This window comes from Bradyrhizobium sp. (assembly GCF_052389815.1).
Classification (GTDB): Bacteria; Pseudomonadota; Alphaproteobacteria; order Rhizobiales; family Xanthobacteraceae; genus Bradyrhizobium.
In genome coordinates this window covers 1-16,350 of record NZ_JBQTHN010000088.1, presented here as the reverse complement: position 1 = coordinate 16,350, position 16,350 = coordinate 1, and the positions used below count along the sequence as shown (strand labels likewise).

Genomic DNA, 16,350 nt, shown 5'->3' with positions numbered 1-16,350 from the left:
TCCTCAACACGAGCTGGCAAAAGGCTCAGCTGTCCCCGGTCTCGTCCGGTCTTATAGGTGCGATTCGTCATGAGAAGAATCGTACATCGATCCAGAATCTAGCGAACAGAATTCTTGCCCAGTCTCTCCGCTTTGCCCACCTACGGCAGTTCTTTCAATCGATCGCGGCGATCGCCTCGATCTCGATCAGCCAGCCCGGTCGGGCAAGGCGCGAGATCACGGCAAGCGTGCTGGCCGGCGGCTTTGCCGTGTTGATGTAGCGGTCGCGCACCGTGCGGAATTTCGGAATCTCGGCCTGATCAACCTCGGCGACGAGATAGACGTTCATTTTCACGATGTCCGCCATGGTGCCGCCGGCCGCCTCGATCGCGAGCTTGAGGTTCTTGAACACCTGCTCGGCCTGCGCCTCCAGGTCTCCCTCGCCAACCAGTTTTCCCGACGCGTCGGCCGACACCTGGCCGGCCACATAGACCAGCGTGCCCGTGACCTTTGCGACATGCGAGTAGCCGACCGGCGGATGCAACGTCGCCGGGCTGAAGATTTCCTTGCTCATGACGATCTCCCTTTCATTTCCCGCCAGAACGGCCGGCCGATCTCGTCGGCGACCTCCGCCCGGCACACTCCGATATCGTGCAGTTCACGATCGCTCATGGCGGCGAGTTGACGCCGGACGCGGCGGCGCTCGCGCCATGCCGCGATCAGAATCAGGATCGACCGCGCGATTGCAAGCAGGGAAACCGGAAACGGCCGCCGGCGGAGCCGACGGCCTTCGGCACATACGTTGCTCAATGCCTCAGCCCACCGCCCGCTTGCGCGCTTCCGGAAACGGTCCGAGCACGCGCTCGACCAGCGCGGAGTCGCAGTATTCCTTGATCAGCTTGATCTTGCCGTTCTCGATGCGCCATACCATGCAGTATTGGTTATCGTAGCGCAGGCCGTTCTTGGTGACGTTGTCGCCGCGCGCTTCCACCACGACGGTGTCGCCCTCGGCAATGAAATTGAAGGCCACCGTGCGGGGCCGCACCGCGAAGTGCGAACGGAAATGGCCCATCAGGCCGTTGAGAATGGCGTCCTTTCCCCTGAACTCGTGCGACCAGGAATATTGCCCGGTAACGATCCAGCTGGCGTCGTCGGCGAGGTTGTCGACGAAGGTGGTGCCGCTGCGGCTCGCCGAGTCCGCATAGACCTGCTGCACTAGTTTCTTGTTGGCTTCCGCGCTCATGGCATTTCTCCATTGATTGGCTGCTGCCAATCATGGCTCCGAAGCGGATATTCTTCCAATCGATATGAAGTATGATATATATTTGTGCTATGAATTTGAATTCGCTTGACCTCAATCTGCTCATCGCGCTCGACGCGCTGCTCCGCGAAGTCTCGGTCAGCCGCGCCGCCATGCGGATCGGGCTGTCGCAGCCGGCGACCAGCCACGCGCTGCAGCGGCTGCGCGACCTGATCGGCGACCCGCTGCTGGTGCGCACCGGCGCGCGCATGGAGCTGACGCCGCGCGCGCAAGGCCTGCGCGGCCCGCTGGCGCAGGCGCTGGATCAGGTGCGCACCCTGTTCACGCGGGACGAATTCGACGCCGCGCGCAGCGAGCGGCATTTTCGCCTGATGATGCCGGACCTCGCCGTCGAGCTATTGGTGCCGCCGCTGATGGAGAAGGTTACGAAACTCGCGCCGAACGTCACCATCGACGTGGTGCCGTGGCGCGGGCCTGCCATCATGACCCCGGAATTCGCCCGCACCATCGATCTCGTCTGCTCGATCGGCGATGCGTTCAAGGGCTTTCACCGCCAGCGTCTCTATACCGACAGCGACGCCCTTGCGGTGCGCCGCGGCCATCCCGCCGGCAACCGCTTGAAGAAGCGTGAGGCGTTCCTCGCCGCCCGTCACGTCGCCGTCGTGATCCGCGGCCAGAGTCAGGACCTGATCGACATCTGGCTGCGCCCAATGGGCATCGAGCGCCGCATCGCGCTGGTGGTGCCCGGCTATATCGAGGCGCTGCACGTCGCCGCGCGCACCAATCTCGTCGCCTTCGTGCCGCGCCGCCTGATTGCGGCGCTGACGTGGCAGCTGTCGCTGCAGACGGTCGCCCCGCCGTTCGATCCCGGGATCGACGAGCAGTATCTGTTCTATCCGACCCGCGCCCAGATGGACCCGGGCTCGATCTGGCTGCGCAACCTCATGCTCGGCATCGGGCGGGAGATGGAGCGGGGCAAGAGCCGCACGGCGTGATTTTTGTAGGTGGGCAAAGCGAAAAGCGTGCCCACCTTTCTTGCACCGGAGCTGGCGAAGGTGGGCACGGCGCAAATGCGCCTTTGCCCACCCTACGATTCCTACGCCGCCGCCTTCTCCTCCGCCAGCACCGTCGCCACGGCCGGGCGCTCTTCCATCCGCTTGCGGTGCGCGACGATCTTCGGCAGTTTTGTCATGTCGACGCCATCGCTCTCCAGCCAGCCGGCGATGGTGTAGAGATAGGGATCGCAGATCGTGTACTGCTCGCCCATCACCCACGGCCCTTTGAGGATATCGCGCTCGATCAGCGCAAAGCAGGCCATCATCGTCTCCGGCACCTTGCGCTTCATGTCGGCGAGCGAGCCCTCTTCGCTCGCCCAGCGCGAGCCGCGCATCTTGTGGGCGTGCGCGACATGCACGGTGGAGCAGAGATAGCTGTTGACCGATTGCACCTGCGCAAACGCCATGGGATCGTCGAGCGGCGCGAGCTTCGCTTGCGGAAAGCTCTGGGCAAGGAAGGCGAGGATCGCGGGCGTCTCGGTCAGCACGCCGTTGTCCGTCACCAGTGTCGGCACGCGGCCCTTGGGATTGATCCTGAGATAGTCGGCGCTGTTCTGCTGGTTGTTCCTGAAGTTGAGCCGCTCGGCACTGTAGGGCGCGCCGACCTCTTCGAGGGTGATATGCGAGGCGAGCGCGCAGGTGCCGGGGGCATAATAGAGCTTCAACATGTCGGTCCACTCCGAAAAACCGAGGCACGTTAGCGGGGCCGCCCGCCGCCGTCCACCCGGCCGAAAACGTCCGCTTTCGCGGTTGCCGGGCAGCGTAATCCCGTGCCATGACGATGGCCAATAGTGGGGGCGTATCATGACCATACTCATTGCGGGCGGCGGCATCGGCGGGCTGACGCTGGCGCTCAGCCTGCACCAGATCGGCGTTCGCGCACGCGTGTTCGAGAGCGTGTCGGAGCTGAAGCCGCTCGGCGTCGGCATCAACGTGCTGCCGCATGCGGTGCGCGAGCTGATCGAGCTCGGCCTGCTCGACCGGCTCGATGCGTCCGGCGTGCGAACCAGGGAACTCGCCTATTTCTCCAAGCACGGCAAGCCGATCTGGAGCGAGCCGCGCGGGCTGGAAGCCGGGTACAAATGGCCGCAATTCTCGATCCACCGCGGCACGCTGCAACAGCTCCTGCTCGACACCGCGATCGAGCGGCTCGGCCGCGAGAACATTTTGACCAGCCATCACCTCACCGGCTGGACCGAGTCGACCGACGGCGTGCGCGCCGAGTTCATCGACAAGGCAACCGGCAAACCGGCCGGTACGTATGAGGGCGACCTGCTCATTGCCGCCGACGGAATTCATTCGGCGGTGCGCGAAAAACTCTATCCGCAGGAGGGCCCGCCGATCTGGAACGGCCGCATCCTCTGGCGCGGCGTCACCGCGGCGGACTCGTTCCTCACCGGCCGCACCATGATCATGGCCGGTCATGAGGTGCTCAAATTCGTCTGCTACCCGATCTCGAAGTCGCCCGACGAGAGCGGCAAATACCTGATCAACTGGGTGGCCGAGCGGCACATGCCGCCGACCTATCAGTGGCGCCGCGAGGACTATAACCGCACGGCGAGGCTCGAAGAGTTTCTGCCGTGGTTCAAGGACTGGAAGTTCGACTGGCTCGACGTGCCCGGCCTGATCGAGAACTGCCCGCATGCTTACGAATATCCGCTGGTCGACCGCGATCCGGTTGCGCAATGGACCTTCGGCCGCGTCACGCTGATGGGCGATGCCGCGCACCCGATGTATCCGATCGGCTCCAACGGCGCCTCGCAGGCCATCCTCGATGCCCGCGTCATCACCCGCGAGATCTTGGCGAAGGGGCCGACCAATGACGCGCTCGTCGCCTATGAGGCCGAGCGGCGGCCGGCCACCACCGACCTCGTGATGCTCAACCGCCGCAACGGCCCGGAGCAGGTGATGCAGCTGGTCGAGGAGCGCGCGCCCGACGGCTACAAGGTCATCACCGACGTGATGTCACACCAGGAGCTCGAAGACATCGCCGCCAACTACAAGCGCGTCGCCGGCTTCCAGGTCGAAGGCCTCAACGCCAGGCCGCCGATCGTGCAATTACCCGACGTGCGCCGCAGCGCCTGAGACTATTGCAGCGCCTTCCCCGCCTCGACCAGCCGCGCGTTGGTCGTGGCCGTCGCAAGCAGCGTGCCATCCTTCGCAGTGAGCCGGCCCTCGATGAAGGCGACGGTCTTGCCGAGTTGCGTCACCCTCGCCTCGCCGATGATCCGCCCGGGCCTGGCCGGCGCCAGGAAATTCACGGTCAGGCTGATGGTCGCGGTGTAGAGCCGCCCCTCCGTCATCGCGAACACCGCCGGCCCCATGGTATCGTCGAGCATGGCGGTCAGGATGCCGCCCTGCACGAAACCGGCCGGGTTGCAGAAGTCGCGCTTTCCTTCGAAGCCGATTTTGATCCAGCCTTCCCCCGGGCGGGCGTCGAGCAGATGCCAGCCGAGCAGCCCCGCGATGGGCGGCATGGCAATGCGGTCGAGTGCGGTTGCGATCATGGGAACCTCCGTATGGCTCCCTGATAGCGCGGGCCTGCTGACAGCATGGTGTCAGCATCAAGCGCCGCTATTCGCCAAGCCCATGTACGATCGCCTTGCGCATGACGTTGGGCAGCGCCTCGTCCGCGAGCGTTGCGACCGGCACCCAGCGCATGCCGGCCGGCGCACGGGTTCGCGCTGGCACTTTGGTGGTGTAGACCACGAGTTCCAGCGGGAAATGCGTGAAGACATGGGTGACGACGCCCGCCTTGCGGCGCCAGCGCGCACCGCCATTGAGTTCGGGCGCCTGCTTCAACGCGGCCTTGTCCTCCTGTCCGGCGAGCCAATCCGAGCCCGGCACTTCCGACATGCCGCCGAGCAGGCCCTTTTCGGGACGCGAGCGCAGCAGAATTTCGCCGCCGCGCGTGACGACGAAAGCCGCGCCCCGCCGCAGCTCGCCCGACTTCTTCGGCGCTTTGCGCGGAAAGGTCTCCTGATCGCCGCGCGCGCGCGCCGCGCAGTCGTCGTTGAGCGGACACAGCGCACAGGCCGGCTTCCTCGGCGTACAGATCGAGGAGCCCAGATCCATCAGCGCCTGCGCGCTATCGCCGGCGCGAGACTTCTCGTCGCCGGCGCGAGGCTTCTCGTCGCCGGCGCGTGTGTCGGCAAGCAGCGTCGCGGCGAGCTCCTGAATCCTGGGCTTCGCCTGCGGCAGTTCCTCCTCCACGGCATAGAGCCGCGACACCACGCGCTCGATGTTGCCATCGACAGGCATGGTACGCCGATCGAACGCAATCGCCGCAATCGCGGACGCCGTGTAAGGCCCGATGCCCGGCAGCGTGCGCAGCCCTTCCTCGGTGTCGGGGAATGTGGCGCCATGCTCGCGCAGCACCGCCACCGCGCAGGCATGCAGATTGCGCGCCCGCGAGTAATAGCCGAGCCCCGCCCACATGCGCAGGACATCGTCGAGCGAGGCGCGCCCGAGCGCTGTGACATCCGGCCAGCGCGCCAGAAACTTCTCGAAATAGGGACCGACGGTTTTCACCCCCGTCTGCTGCAGCATGATCTCCGACAGCCACACCCGGTACGGATCGGGCCGCTCGCCCGCCGCCGCCCGCCACGGCAGCCGCCGGCGATGCCGGTCGTACCAGTCGAGCAGCCGCGCGGGGCGGGAGGCCGCCTGATGCTCTCGTGCTTTCTTTCGCTTGGTGGCCGCGCCTGATAGACTCATGCCCGTATGGTTGCAAAGCGTTCCCAGATGAACAAGCCTCGCCCCGTCAGCGCCAAGCCGCTCTCCGTCCTGCTCAGCGACGTCTTTTCCGACGCGTATGCCAGGCAGGGGTTTGCCGCGCGCGAGCTCGTGACGCGCTGGGCCGAGATTGCGGGCGCGGACATCGCCCGCCATGCCGAGCCGCTGAAGATGCAATGGCCGCGGCCGGTGGAGGGCCAGCCGCAGGAACCGGCGACGCTGGTGCTGCGGGTGGAGGGGCCGGCGGCGCTGGAGATCCAGCACAAATCCGACGTGCTGCTGGAACGGGTGAACCGCTTCTTCGGCTGGCACGCGGTCGGCCGGCTGGCGCTGCGCCAGGCGCCGCTGTCGCGCCGGGAGCCGCCGGCACGTCCGCGCCCGCCGAATGCAAAAGCGGTCGAAGAGGTCGCAAAAACCCTGTCCGCGGTCGAGGACGAGGCGTTGAAGGACGCGCTGGCGCGGCTGGGGGCCGCCATCAAGCGAAATTGAGTCCGTTCCGGCCCTCCTCCGCCAGCCCGCCATTGCCACATATGTCGTTTCAAGCTAGCGGAAGGCGTCCATTCGCAAGTCCCTTGTCTGCCTCGCCAATCCCGGGAGTCGATCTTGATCCTCACGCGCCGCGCCTTCACCGCCGCCCTGTCGCTGACCGGGCTTGGCCTGCTTGCAGGCTTCTCGCCGCTGCGCCTGATCTCGGAAGCTGCGGCGCAGACCGCGGCCGATATCGCCAAGCCGGTGTCGCTGCCCGACATGGCGCTGGGCCCGGCGAACGCCACGGTCACCGTCACCGAGTTCGCCTCGATGACCTGCCCACATTGCGCGGCCTTCACCGAGAAGGTGTTCCCCAAGATCAAGTCGGAATACATCGACACCGGCAAGATCCGGTTCGTATTCCGCGAGTTCCCGCTCGACATCAAGGCCGCCGCCGGCTCGATGCTGGCGCGTTGCATCGCCAAGGACGATTCCGGCAAGTTCTTTGCCGTCATCGACATGCTGTTCCGCCAGCAGAACGATTGGGCGGCGAAGAACACGACGGAGACGCTGATCCGTATCGGCAAGCAGGCGGGGCTCTCCCAACAACAGGTCGAGGACTGCCTGAAGGACCAGAAGCTGCTCGACAAGATCGCCGCGGACCAGAAGTACGCCAACGAGGTGTTGAAGGTGAATTCGACGCCGACCTTCTTCATCAACGGCGAGATGGTGAAGGGCGATCAGAGCTTCGAGGAATTCGACAAGCGCATCAAGTCGTTGTTGAAGAGCTGATTCGTAAGGCTTTCGCGGTCTCGATTCACAGTCTCCGATAAGCCCTGCAAAAGGCTTGGGAAAAGCTTCCTCCCGCGGTTGCCCTTCCGCCCCGGCCCCGCCATTGTCGCGGCCCATGAGAGCCGCATGACGCGACTCGTCCACACCTCGACATTGCCTTCTATGGTATTGTCACGGCAGGGAGATTCGCGCCCGGCCAAGAGAGATTTGTGTCTATGAAACTCACGCGCCTCCGCCTCCACGGTTTCAAGTCCTTCGTCGAGCCGACCGACTTCATGATCGAGCCGGGCCTCACCGGCGTGGTCGGTCCGAACGGCTGCGGCAAGTCGAACCTGGTCGAGGCGTTGCGCTGGGCGATGGGCGAGACCTCGCACAAGTCGCTGCGCGCCGCCGACATGGACGCGGTGATCTTCGCCGGTTCCGGCAACCGCCCGGCGCGCAACCACGCCGAAGTCGTCATGACGATCGACAATTCCGATCGCTCGGCGCCGGCCGCCGTCAACGACAGCCAGATCCTGGAAATCTCCCGCCGCATCGAGCGCGAGGCGGGTTCCGTCTATCGCATCAACGGCCGCGACGTGCGCGCCCGCGACGTGCAGCTCTTGTTCGCCGACGCCGCGACCGGCGCACGCTCGCCGGCGCTGGTTCACCAGGGCAAGATCGGCGAGATCATCCAGGCCAAGCCCGAGCAGCGCCGCCGCGTGCTGGAAGACGCCGCCGGCGTCGCCGGCCTGCATGCGCGCCGCCATGAAGCGGAACTTCGCCTCAAGGCCGCCGAGACCAACCTCATCCGCGTCGAGGACGTGATCGGCCAGCTCGCCGGGCAGATCGACGGCCTGAAACGGCAGGCGCGGCAGGCGATCCGCTACCGCGAGGTTGCCGCCAAGGTGCGCAAGGCGGAGGCCATGCTGTTCCACCTGCGCTGGGTCGGCGCCAATGCCGACGTCGCCGAGGCCGGCCACACCCACGATATCGCCGTGCGCGAGATGGCCGAGCGCACCCGCGAGCAGGCCGAGGCCGCCCGCATCCAGGCCGAGCGCGCCGCCGAGCTGCCGGCGCTGCGCGATGCCGAAGCGCGCTCCGCCGCCGGGCTGCAGCGCCTGACCAATGCCCGCGAGCTGCTCGACCGCGAGGAGCAGCGCGCGAAAGAGCGCGTCGCCGAGCTCGACCGCCGCCTGACGCAGTTCGCCGCTGACATCGCCCGCGAGCAGCAGCAGATCGCCGACGCGGATCTGGCGCTGCAGCGCCTCGACACCGAGGACGCGGAGCTGAAGGACGAGATCAAGACTCGCGTCGAGAAGCGTTCCGGCGTCGACGAGCGCGTGGCGGAAGCGGAAGCGACGCTTGCCGCCTCCGAACGCTTGTTCTCCGAACTCACCACGGCGCTTGCCGACCTCACCGCCAAGCGCAACCAGCTCGAGGCCGGCGTGCGCAGCCATCGCGACCGGCTGGCGCGGCTCGACCAGGAAATCGCCAATGTCGAGCGCGACGAGCAGAAGCTCGCAGCTGAGACCGGCGGCCTCGGCGACATCGCCGCGCTTTCGATCGCGATGACGACCGCGCAGCAGAATCTGACGGAAGCCGAGAGTGCCTCGCAGGCGAGCGAAGCCGCGCACGTCGCCGTCCGCGCGGTGCTGGAAGCCTCGCGCGCGCCGCTGGCCGAAGCCGACAAGCGCGTGCAGCGGCTGGAGACCGAGGCGCGCACCATCTCCAAGCTCGTCAATGTCGAGACCAAGAACCTGTGGCCGCCGATCATCGACGGCATCACGGTCACCAAGGGTTACGAGAAGGCGATCGGCGCCGTGCTCGGCGACGACCTCGACGCGCCGGTCGATCCCTCCGCGCCGATGCGCTGGACCAATGCCAACGCGAGCATGCAGGACCCCTCGCTGCCCGAGGGCGTGGAGCCGCTGGCCAATCACGTGCAGGCCCCCGCTGAACTGGCGCGCCGCCTCGCGCAGATCGGCGTCGTCGCCAAGGAGCGCGGCGCCGAGTTCGTCTCGCAGCTGAAGACCGGCCAGCGGCTGGTGTCGCTTGAAGGCGACGTCTGGCGCTGGGACGGCTTCGTCGCCGCTGCCCACGCCCCGACCGGCGCCGCACGGCGCCTGGCCGAGCGCGCCCGTCTCGTCGACATCGAGAACGAGCTCGAGCAGGCCAGGCTCGACGCCGCCGCCAAGCGGCAGGCACTCGAAAATGCCGAGGCCGAGCAGAAGGCCGCAGCTTCCGCCGAGTCCGCCGCGCGCGAGGCCTGGCGCGCCGCGCAGCGCGAGGCCGATGCCGCGCGCGAGCGCCATGCCGCGGCCGAACGCGAGATCAACCGCCACGCCGCGCGCCGCTCGGCGCTGACGGAAGCCCGCAGCCGCCTCACGGCCGACCGCAGCGAGGCCGAAGCCGCGCACGAGGGCGCGACCGCCGCGCTCGACGAACTGCCCCCGAGCCTCGACACCGAGACCAGGCTCGCCGCCGTCCGCGCCGAGATCGATGGCCACCGCCGTTCTGCCGCCCAGGTCCGCGCCGAGGCGCAGGCGCTGGCCCGCGAAGCCGAACTCGCCGACCGCCGCGTGCAGGCGATCCTCGCCGAGCGCAACGACTGGAATAACCGCAAGGCAAGCGCGGCCTCGCAGATCGAGACCGTGCAGTCCCGCACCTCCGAGGTCACCGCCGAACGCGCCGAGCTCGATAATGCGCCGGCCGTGTTCGCCGAGAAGCGCAGCGCGCTGATCTCCGAAATCGGCTTTGCCGAGAAGGACCGCCAGACCGCCGCCGACGCGCTTGCCGCCGCCGAGACGGCGATGGCCGAGACCGACCGTGCCGCGAAGGCTTCGCTCGAAGCGCTCTCCGCCTCCCGCGAGGCGACCGCCCGCGCCGAGGAGCGGATGGAAGGCACCAGGCGTCGCCTTTCCGACATCGAGCGCGAAATCCACGACATGCTCGAATGCGAGCCATCGGCAGTGGCCGGCCTTGCCGAGATCGAGCAGGGCACGGAGCTGCCGCCGCTGCCGGAGATCGAAGAAAACCTCGAGAAACTGCGCCGCGACCGTGAGCGGCTTGGCGCCGTCAATTTGCGCGCGGAGGAAGAGCTGCGCGAGGTCGAGAGCCAGCACACCGCGCTGACCACCGAGCGCGACGACCTCGTGGAAGCCATCAAGCGGCTGCGCCAGGGCATCCAGAGCCTCAACCGCGAGGCGCGCGAGCGGCTGCTCGCCTCGTTCGAGGTCGTCAACAGCCACTTCAAGCGGCTGTTCGTCGAGCTGTTCGGCGGCGGCGAAGCCGCGTTGCACCTGATCGAGAGCGACGACCCGCTGGAAGCCGGCCTCGAGATCATCGCAAAACCGCCGGGCAAGAAGCCGCAGACGCTGTCGCTGCTCTCGGGCGGCGAGCAGGCCCTGACGGCGCTGGCGCTGATCTTCGCGGTGTTCCTCACCAACCCCTCGCCGATCTGCGTGCTGGACGAGGTCGACGCGCCGCTCGACGACCACAATGTCGAGCGCTTCTGCAACCTGCTGCACGAGATGACGGGCTCGACGGAGACGCGCTTCATCATCATCACGCACAACCCGATCACCATGGCGCGGATGAACCGGCTGTTCGGCGTCACCATGGCCGAGCGCGGCGTGTCGCAGCTGGTCTCGGTCGATCTCGAGGACGCGGTGAAGATCCTCGACGTGGCGTGACGCGCGCCGCCTCGCCCGATCTTCCCGCCGCCTTGCGGGCGGCGCTGGAAGCGAGGCTGCGGGGCGTCTCGCGCAACGAAGCCGCCGAACGCGCAGGCGTCATCTCGAAAACCTATCGCGATGGCGGCGGATCGGCCGCCATCAGCAGCGAGAGCGATGCGCTCGCCTACGCGCTGGCGCGGATGCCCGCGACCTACGCCGCAGATATCGCGAGCCTCAACGCGCTCATCGACTTACGACCCGACTTCGCGCCGGCGAGCCTGCTCGATGTCGGCGCCGGCCCGGGCACGGCGACGTGGGCCACGGCCGAGGTTTTTCCTTCGCTCACATCGTTCACCCTGATCGATGCCAACGACGCGCTGCGCAGACTGGCGCTCGATCTTGCCGCCGACAAAGGGCACCAGATCAGCTACGAGCGTGGCGAAGCACGTGCGCTGCTTGCGAGAGCCGAGGCCGCCGACCTCGTCGTAGCGAGCTATGTCATCGGCGAAGTGAGCGAGCCCGAGCGAACCTCGCTGGCGGACCTGATGTGGGAGAAAACCCGCGACACGCTGCTGGTGGTCGAACCCGGCACGCCCGCGGGCTATGCGCGGATCATTGCGCTACGCGAGCAACTCATTGCAGCCGGCGCGCACGTGGCAGCACCCTGCCCGCACGATGGCGTCTGCCCGCTTCAACCGCCCGACTGGTGCCACTTCACCCAGCGCCTGCAGCGATCCCGCGCGCACAAGCAGATGAAGGGCGCCGAGGTGCCGTTCGAGGATGAGAGGTTTGCCTATGTGGCGTTGACACGCGAACCGGTCAGCCAGCGCCCGTCTCGCGTGCTGGCACAGCCCGCCATCGGCAAGGCCGAGGTGGTTGCGAAGCTCTGCACGACTGACGGCATCGAAACGGCAAGAGTCCCGCGGCGAGACAAGGCGGCCTATGCGCAGGCCCGGCGCTGGCGCTGGGGCGATGCGGTCACTTGACGCCCCGTTGGCCAGCTAAGCCGCCTACAGGTACAAGATCGTACCGCATGATGCTATCGAGGTTACAGCGAGCGCTTGCCCATGGCCGCAATGCCGACATCGCAGATTCCCGCTCAAGAGCGCCGCTAATGTTCGCAGACTGGACTGTTCAGATCGATCGTGCGGCACGAAAGCTGACGATAGTAAAACACTGGAAGCTGCCATGGACAAACATCGTCCTACGGAAAACGATCGTCAATTATTGCACCTTCGATGAATGCGATGCGCTGGGCACAGCCTCGTATGGCGACAGTGACAGCTATCCGACTTTTGGCGTGTACCTGGACTTCAGAGGTGGACGAGAGTTCATTCCTGTGGGCCTCTTAAGCGATGCTTCAAATCTTGCCGGGGAATTGTCCGCGATAGCGGGCATACCGAGGCAAGACATACAAAGCTACCCGTTCTGGAAGCTTTGGGGCCGGTCCAAGGACTGACGGACGGGCGGGCACAGGACACGATAGCGCCTTGCTAGGGACTTGAACTAATCCGCCCTTGCTTCCGACCAAGACAAGACCCAATTTCCGGCGGGCTGCCGCCCGGCAGCCGCCTCGTTCAGGGATACCCGTCCTCCCACCAGGAGATTTGCCTCATGTCGTCCGGCTGGATCGTTCTCGGCATCATTGTCATCGTCATTCTCTTTGCGATCGGCGCCTATAACCGCCTGGTCGCGCTCCGCCAGCGGGTCGACCAGTCCTTTGCCGACATCGACGTCCAGCTCAAGCAGCGCCACGACCTGATCCCGAACCTGGTCGAGACCGTGAAGGGCTATGCCTCCCATGAACGCGGCACGCTCGACGACGTCATCAAGGCCCGCAATTCGGCGATGTCGGCGCAGGGGCCGGCGCAGGTCTCCGCCGCCGAGAACCAGCTCTCCGGCGCGCTCGGACGCCTGATCGCGCTGTCGGAGGCCTATCCGGACCTCAAGGCCAACGCCAATTTCCAGCAGCTCGCGGGCGAGCTCTCCGACCTCGAGAACAAGATCGCCGCCAGCCGCCGCTTCTTCAACAACGCGGTCCAGGAATACAACACCGGCATCCAGCAGATGCCGGCCGCGCTGTTCGCCGGCATGTTCGGCTTCACCCGCAAGGAATTCTACGACCTCGGCGCCAGCCGCACCCAGGTCGAGGCCGTGCCGACGGTGAAGTTCTAGGGACTGGTGCGGATGATGCTCCCCTCTCTCCGAGTCATTCCGGGGCGTCGCGCAGCGACGAACCCGGAATCTCTTCCCACCCAGCAATCTCGAGATTCCGGGTTCGCGCTTCGCACGCCCCGGAATGACGGTGGCTAGCGGAAGCGCATCATGGCCGCCTACGGTCTCTACACGCATATCGCATCGAACAAATTCCGTTCGATGATGATGCTTGCCGGGCTCTTTCTCCTCATCTACGTGCTGGTCTATGCTGGCGCGCTGCTTGCGGAAGTCTTCCTCAACAGCAACCGTTCGGCCGGCGACTATCTGGCGCTCGCCGCCCGCGACCTCGTCGCGGCGTTTCCCTGGGCAACCATCGCGGCTGCGCTGTGGATCGTGATCGCCTATTTCTTCCACCAGAACATGATCGACGCCGTCACCGGAGCTGAATCCGTGACGCGGAAGGAAGAGCCGCAGCTCTACAATCTCCTGGAAAATCTGTGCATCTCCCGCGGCATTGCGATGCCGAAGTTGAAGATCATGGACAGCCCCGCGCTGAACGCCTTCGCGAGCGGGCTGAACCGGCGGCAATATTCCATCACCGTCACCACGGGGCTGCTGAAGGCGCTGAACGACCAGGAGATGGAGGCGGTGCTCGGCCACGAGCTCACCCATGTCCGCAACGGCGACGTACAGCTGATGGTGGTCGCGGTCATCATCGCCGGCGTGGTCGGCTTCTTCGGCGAATTGTTCTTCCGGATGTTCACCAATCTGGAATGGAATTCGCGTGGCAGCAGCGGCTGGTCGTCATCGTCTTCATCGTCGTCCGATTCCTCCTCCTCGAGCAGCAACAGCAAGAGCTCGGGCGGCGGGGCCGTCATCGTGGTCATCGTCGCGATCGCGCTGATCGTGCTGGCCTGGCTGCTGTCGCAGGTGGTCAAACTGGCGCTATCGCGGACGCGGGAGTTTTTGGCCGACGCGGGCTCCGTGGAGCTGACCAAGAACCCCGACGCCATGATCTCGGCGCTGCGCAAGATCGAGGGCCGCGGCGAGCTGCCCGGCGCCACCTCCGCCGTGATGGAGCTCTGCGTCGACAATCCCCGCGAGGGCTTTGCCGACCTGTTCGCCACCCACCCCTCGGTGCAGTCGCGGGTCGACAAGCTGGTGCAGTTCGCCGGCGGCCGCGACCCCGGCCCGCTGGACTATGCCGGGGAGGACGCCGTCGAGCCGGAGCAGCAGGAGGCTGCTCCCGCCGACCAGCCGCCGCCGCTGCCTAGCAAGGGGCCGTGGAACGATGCTGGTGTGGCTGTCGGCATCCCGCCGCTGCCCGGAACGGGTCCCTGGGGACCGCACCGCTGACCCGGCCGGCCGGCAATCCCCCGCCGGCGCTGAAAAATTCCCACGCTGCGGCCGGCCTTTGGCTTAAAGGTTTGATTTCCCCCTTGTTTCTGCCATGTTCGCGCCCAAAGCAGGATATGGGGACTTGCCGATCGCTTCCCGCGGTCGGGGGCGCGCGTAAGGGACAGCGATGGTAAAGCCGGTTGTGATTGTGGTGGGTGCGGACAAGGGCGGGGTCGGCAAGACCACCATCTCGCGGACGCTGCTCGATTATTTCAGCGCCAACAACGTGCCAACGAGGGCGTTCGACACCGAAAGCCCGCGCGGCACCCTGAGGCGCTTCCACCCCGACATCACCGAGATCGTCGACATGACGACGACCTCGGACCAGATGAAGATCTTCGACACGCTGAGCGCCGGCCCCTCGGTGACCGTGATCGACGTCCGCGCCGGTCTCTTGTCGCCGGCGCTGGCCTCGCTGCGCGACATCGGTTTCCTTGACGCGGCGAAATCCGGCCAGATCACCTTTTCCGTGTTCCACATCCTCGGCCCCTCGATCGCCTCGCTGGACGAGATCGCCGAGACCGCGGGCTTCATGGGCGGTGCGAAATATTTCCTGGTGAAGAACTTCATCAACGACACCCAGTTCTTCCAGTGGGACCAGGCGACCTACAATTCCTATTTCCACCGCATCAAGGACGCGACCGACCTCACCATCCCCAAGCTGAACGAAATGGCCTATGAGCAGGTCGAGGTCGCCTCGGTGCCGTTCCTGAAATTCGTCGCCAACAAGGGCCCGCGCGACGAGGCCGCCAACTATTCGTTCGTGCTGCGCGGCTATGTCCGGCACTGGCTGGCCAACGTCTGGAGCGAGTTCGACCGCATCAAGCTGACCGACCTCGTCGGCGCGCCCGCCGGAGGCAAGTCCGCGCGCAGCAGCGGGGAAAAATAACCCGCACTTGACGGATGGGGCTGGATCGGGCGCGGATTTCGCCCGATATAGCGCATCATGCACGTCACGCCGGTCTACATCATCTGCTCGCCCCGCCCGCAGGTCGGCAAGACGCTGCTGGCGCGGCTCTTGAGCGAGTTCCTGCTGCTCAAGAACGGCAACGTCGTCTCCTTCGACGTCAACCTGAAGGAGCCCTCGCTGCTGGAGTACCTGCCGCGCACCACCGAGACCGCCGACGTCATCGACACCTTCGGCAAGATGCAGCTGATGGACCGGCTGATCGTCAACGACAGCCTCGCCAAGGTGATCGATCTCGGCTTTCACGCCTTCGACGAGTTCTTCAAGATGGTCGAGGAGATCGGCTTCATGAAGGAGGCGATCCGCCGCGGCGTGGCGCCGGTGATCCTGTTCGTGGCCGACGTCGACCGCAACTCCGCCCGCGGCTACGAGACGCTGCGCACGCAAATCCCGGCAGGCGCGCTGGTCACAGTCGACAACGAGTTCGTGGTGCGCGGCGAACTGCCGGAAGCCATGGGGCACGGCCGCCGGCTGGCAATCCCGGCGCTGCCGCCGTTCCTTAAGTCCTATATCGACCGGCTGAACTTTTCCTTCACCGACTATCTGCGGCACGAGAAGGATTCATCCACCGAGCTGCACCAGTGGATCCGGCGGAATTATCTGAGCTTCCGCGACCTGGAGCTGAAGCTGATTCTGCAGCGGTGAGCGCGCTCCCTCTCCCCGCTCTTCGCGGGGAGAGGGTTGGGGTGTGGGGCTGCTTCCACATATTCGGCGCTAAAGGGGACTCGCGGAGAGTCCCCCTCACCCGGATCGCATCTCACGTTGCGATCCGACCTCTCCCCGCTAGCGGGGCGAGGTAAACCGAGTTCGCCGATTCAGTTCTCAATCAGCCGTAGAGCGCGTGTGACGCCCCGGCCTCAATGCCCCTCGAACGAGATCAGC

The 16,350-nt window shown here is 66.0% G+C and carries 17 protein-coding genes; 11 read left to right on the top strand and 6 right to left on the bottom strand.

Going from position 1 to position 16,350, the window contains the following annotated elements:
- Positions 1 to 154 precede the first annotated feature (154 nt).
- The 3 genes from ACT4OC_RS15860 to ACT4OC_RS15850 are packed head-to-tail and all read right to left on the bottom strand — an operon-like array spanning position 155 to position 1,222.
- Positions 155 to 553 carry a RidA family protein gene (locus ACT4OC_RS15860; protein WP_444839954.1) on the bottom strand — a complete coding sequence of 133 codons (399 nt, stop codon included), beginning with the start codon at positions 551 to 553 and terminating at the stop codon, positions 155 to 157.
- Positions 550 to 789 (bottom strand): DUF1127 domain-containing protein, encoded by a 240-nt coding sequence (locus ACT4OC_RS15855; protein ID WP_444839953.1) that lies wholly within the window; start codon positions 787 to 789, stop codon positions 550 to 552. Before ACT4OC_RS15855 ends, ACT4OC_RS15860 begins: the two co-directional genes overlap by 4 nt.
- A 4-nt stretch (positions 790 to 793) precedes the next feature.
- Positions 794 to 1,222: a nuclear transport factor 2 family protein gene (locus ACT4OC_RS15850; RefSeq protein ID WP_444839952.1), complete on the bottom strand. Its 429-nt coding sequence runs from the start codon at positions 1,220 to 1,222 to the stop codon at positions 794 to 796.
- Between the two features lie 89 nt (positions 1,223 to 1,311).
- Between ACT4OC_RS15850 and ACT4OC_RS15845 the strand changes: the two genes are divergently transcribed.
- Positions 1,312 to 2,235: a LysR family transcriptional regulator gene (locus tag ACT4OC_RS15845; protein WP_444839951.1), complete on the top strand. Its 924-nt coding sequence runs from the start codon at positions 1,312 to 1,314 to the stop codon at positions 2,233 to 2,235.
- A 101-nt stretch (positions 2,236 to 2,336) separates the two neighbouring features.
- On the opposite strand, the gene ACT4OC_RS15840 is transcribed toward ACT4OC_RS15845, so the two are convergent.
- Positions 2,337 to 2,963, bottom strand: coding sequence for a glutathione S-transferase family protein (locus ACT4OC_RS15840; RefSeq protein ID WP_444839950.1), 627 nt, complete (start codon positions 2,961 to 2,963; stop codon positions 2,337 to 2,339).
- Positions 2,964 to 3,099: 136 nt separating this feature from the next.
- On the opposite strand from ACT4OC_RS15840, the gene ACT4OC_RS15835 reads away from it, so the two are divergent.
- Complete coding sequence (locus ACT4OC_RS15835; RefSeq protein ID WP_444839949.1) at positions 3,100 to 4,380, top strand: flavin-dependent oxidoreductase; 1,281 nt, start codon at positions 3,100 to 3,102, stop codon at positions 4,378 to 4,380.
- Positions 4,381 to 4,382: 2 nt separating this feature from the next.
- Here ACT4OC_RS15835 and ACT4OC_RS15830 read toward each other — a convergent pair whose 3' ends face one another.
- Positions 4,383 to 4,802 (bottom strand): PaaI family thioesterase, encoded by a 420-nt coding sequence (locus ACT4OC_RS15830; protein ID WP_444839948.1) that lies wholly within the window; start codon positions 4,800 to 4,802, stop codon positions 4,383 to 4,385.
- A 67-nt stretch (positions 4,803 to 4,869) separates the two neighbouring features.
- The gene (gene mutY, locus ACT4OC_RS15825) at positions 4,870 to 6,012 is read right to left on the bottom strand and encodes an A/G-specific adenine glycosylase (RefSeq protein ID WP_444839947.1); all 1,143 of its coding nucleotides are present in this window, start codon (positions 6,010 to 6,012) and stop codon (positions 4,870 to 4,872) included.
- A gap of 27 nt (positions 6,013 to 6,039) precedes the next feature.
- Between mutY and ACT4OC_RS15820 the strand changes: the two genes are divergently transcribed.
- From ACT4OC_RS15820 to ACT4OC_RS15780, 9 genes are all read left to right on the top strand, one after another.
- Positions 6,040 to 6,519 (top strand): DUF721 domain-containing protein, encoded by a 480-nt coding sequence (locus tag ACT4OC_RS15820; protein WP_444839946.1) that lies wholly within the window; start codon positions 6,040 to 6,042, stop codon positions 6,517 to 6,519.
- 114 nt (positions 6,520 to 6,633) lie between these two features.
- A complete protein-coding gene (locus ACT4OC_RS15815) occupies positions 6,634 to 7,290 on the top strand; it encodes a DsbA family protein (RefSeq protein WP_444839945.1) in 657 nt (218 codons plus the stop codon).
- 215 nt (positions 7,291 to 7,505) lie between these two features.
- Complete coding sequence (smc, locus tag ACT4OC_RS15810; protein WP_444839944.1) at positions 7,506 to 10,964, top strand: chromosome segregation protein SMC; 3,459 nt, start codon at positions 7,506 to 7,508, stop codon at positions 10,962 to 10,964.
- Positions 10,961 to 11,932 (top strand): small ribosomal subunit Rsm22 family protein, encoded by a 972-nt coding sequence (locus ACT4OC_RS15805; RefSeq protein ID WP_444839943.1) that lies wholly within the window; start codon positions 10,961 to 10,963, stop codon positions 11,930 to 11,932. Before smc ends, ACT4OC_RS15805 begins: the two co-directional genes overlap by 4 nt.
- A 128-nt stretch (positions 11,933 to 12,060) precedes the next feature.
- Entirely contained in the window at positions 12,061 to 12,405 is a 345-nt protein-coding gene (locus tag ACT4OC_RS15800) for a hypothetical protein (RefSeq protein ID WP_444839942.1), read from the top strand.
- A 155-nt stretch (positions 12,406 to 12,560) separates the two neighbouring features.
- Positions 12,561 to 13,121 (top strand): LemA family protein, encoded by a 561-nt coding sequence (locus tag ACT4OC_RS15795; RefSeq protein WP_444839941.1) that lies wholly within the window; start codon positions 12,561 to 12,563, stop codon positions 13,119 to 13,121.
- A gap of 150 nt (positions 13,122 to 13,271) precedes the next feature.
- Entirely contained in the window at positions 13,272 to 14,459 is a 1,188-nt protein-coding gene (locus tag ACT4OC_RS15790) for a M48 family metallopeptidase (protein WP_444839940.1), read from the top strand.
- A 169-nt stretch (positions 14,460 to 14,628) separates the two neighbouring features.
- Positions 14,629 to 15,390, top strand: a complete 762-nt coding sequence (locus ACT4OC_RS15785) for a hypothetical protein (protein WP_444839939.1) — start codon at positions 14,629 to 14,631, stop codon at positions 15,388 to 15,390.
- Positions 15,391 to 15,447: 57 nt separating this feature from the next.
- The gene (locus ACT4OC_RS15780) at positions 15,448 to 16,113 is read left to right on the top strand and encodes a hypothetical protein (RefSeq protein WP_444839938.1); all 666 of its coding nucleotides are present in this window, start codon (positions 15,448 to 15,450) and stop codon (positions 16,111 to 16,113) included.
- Positions 16,114 to 16,350 lie beyond the last annotated feature (237 nt).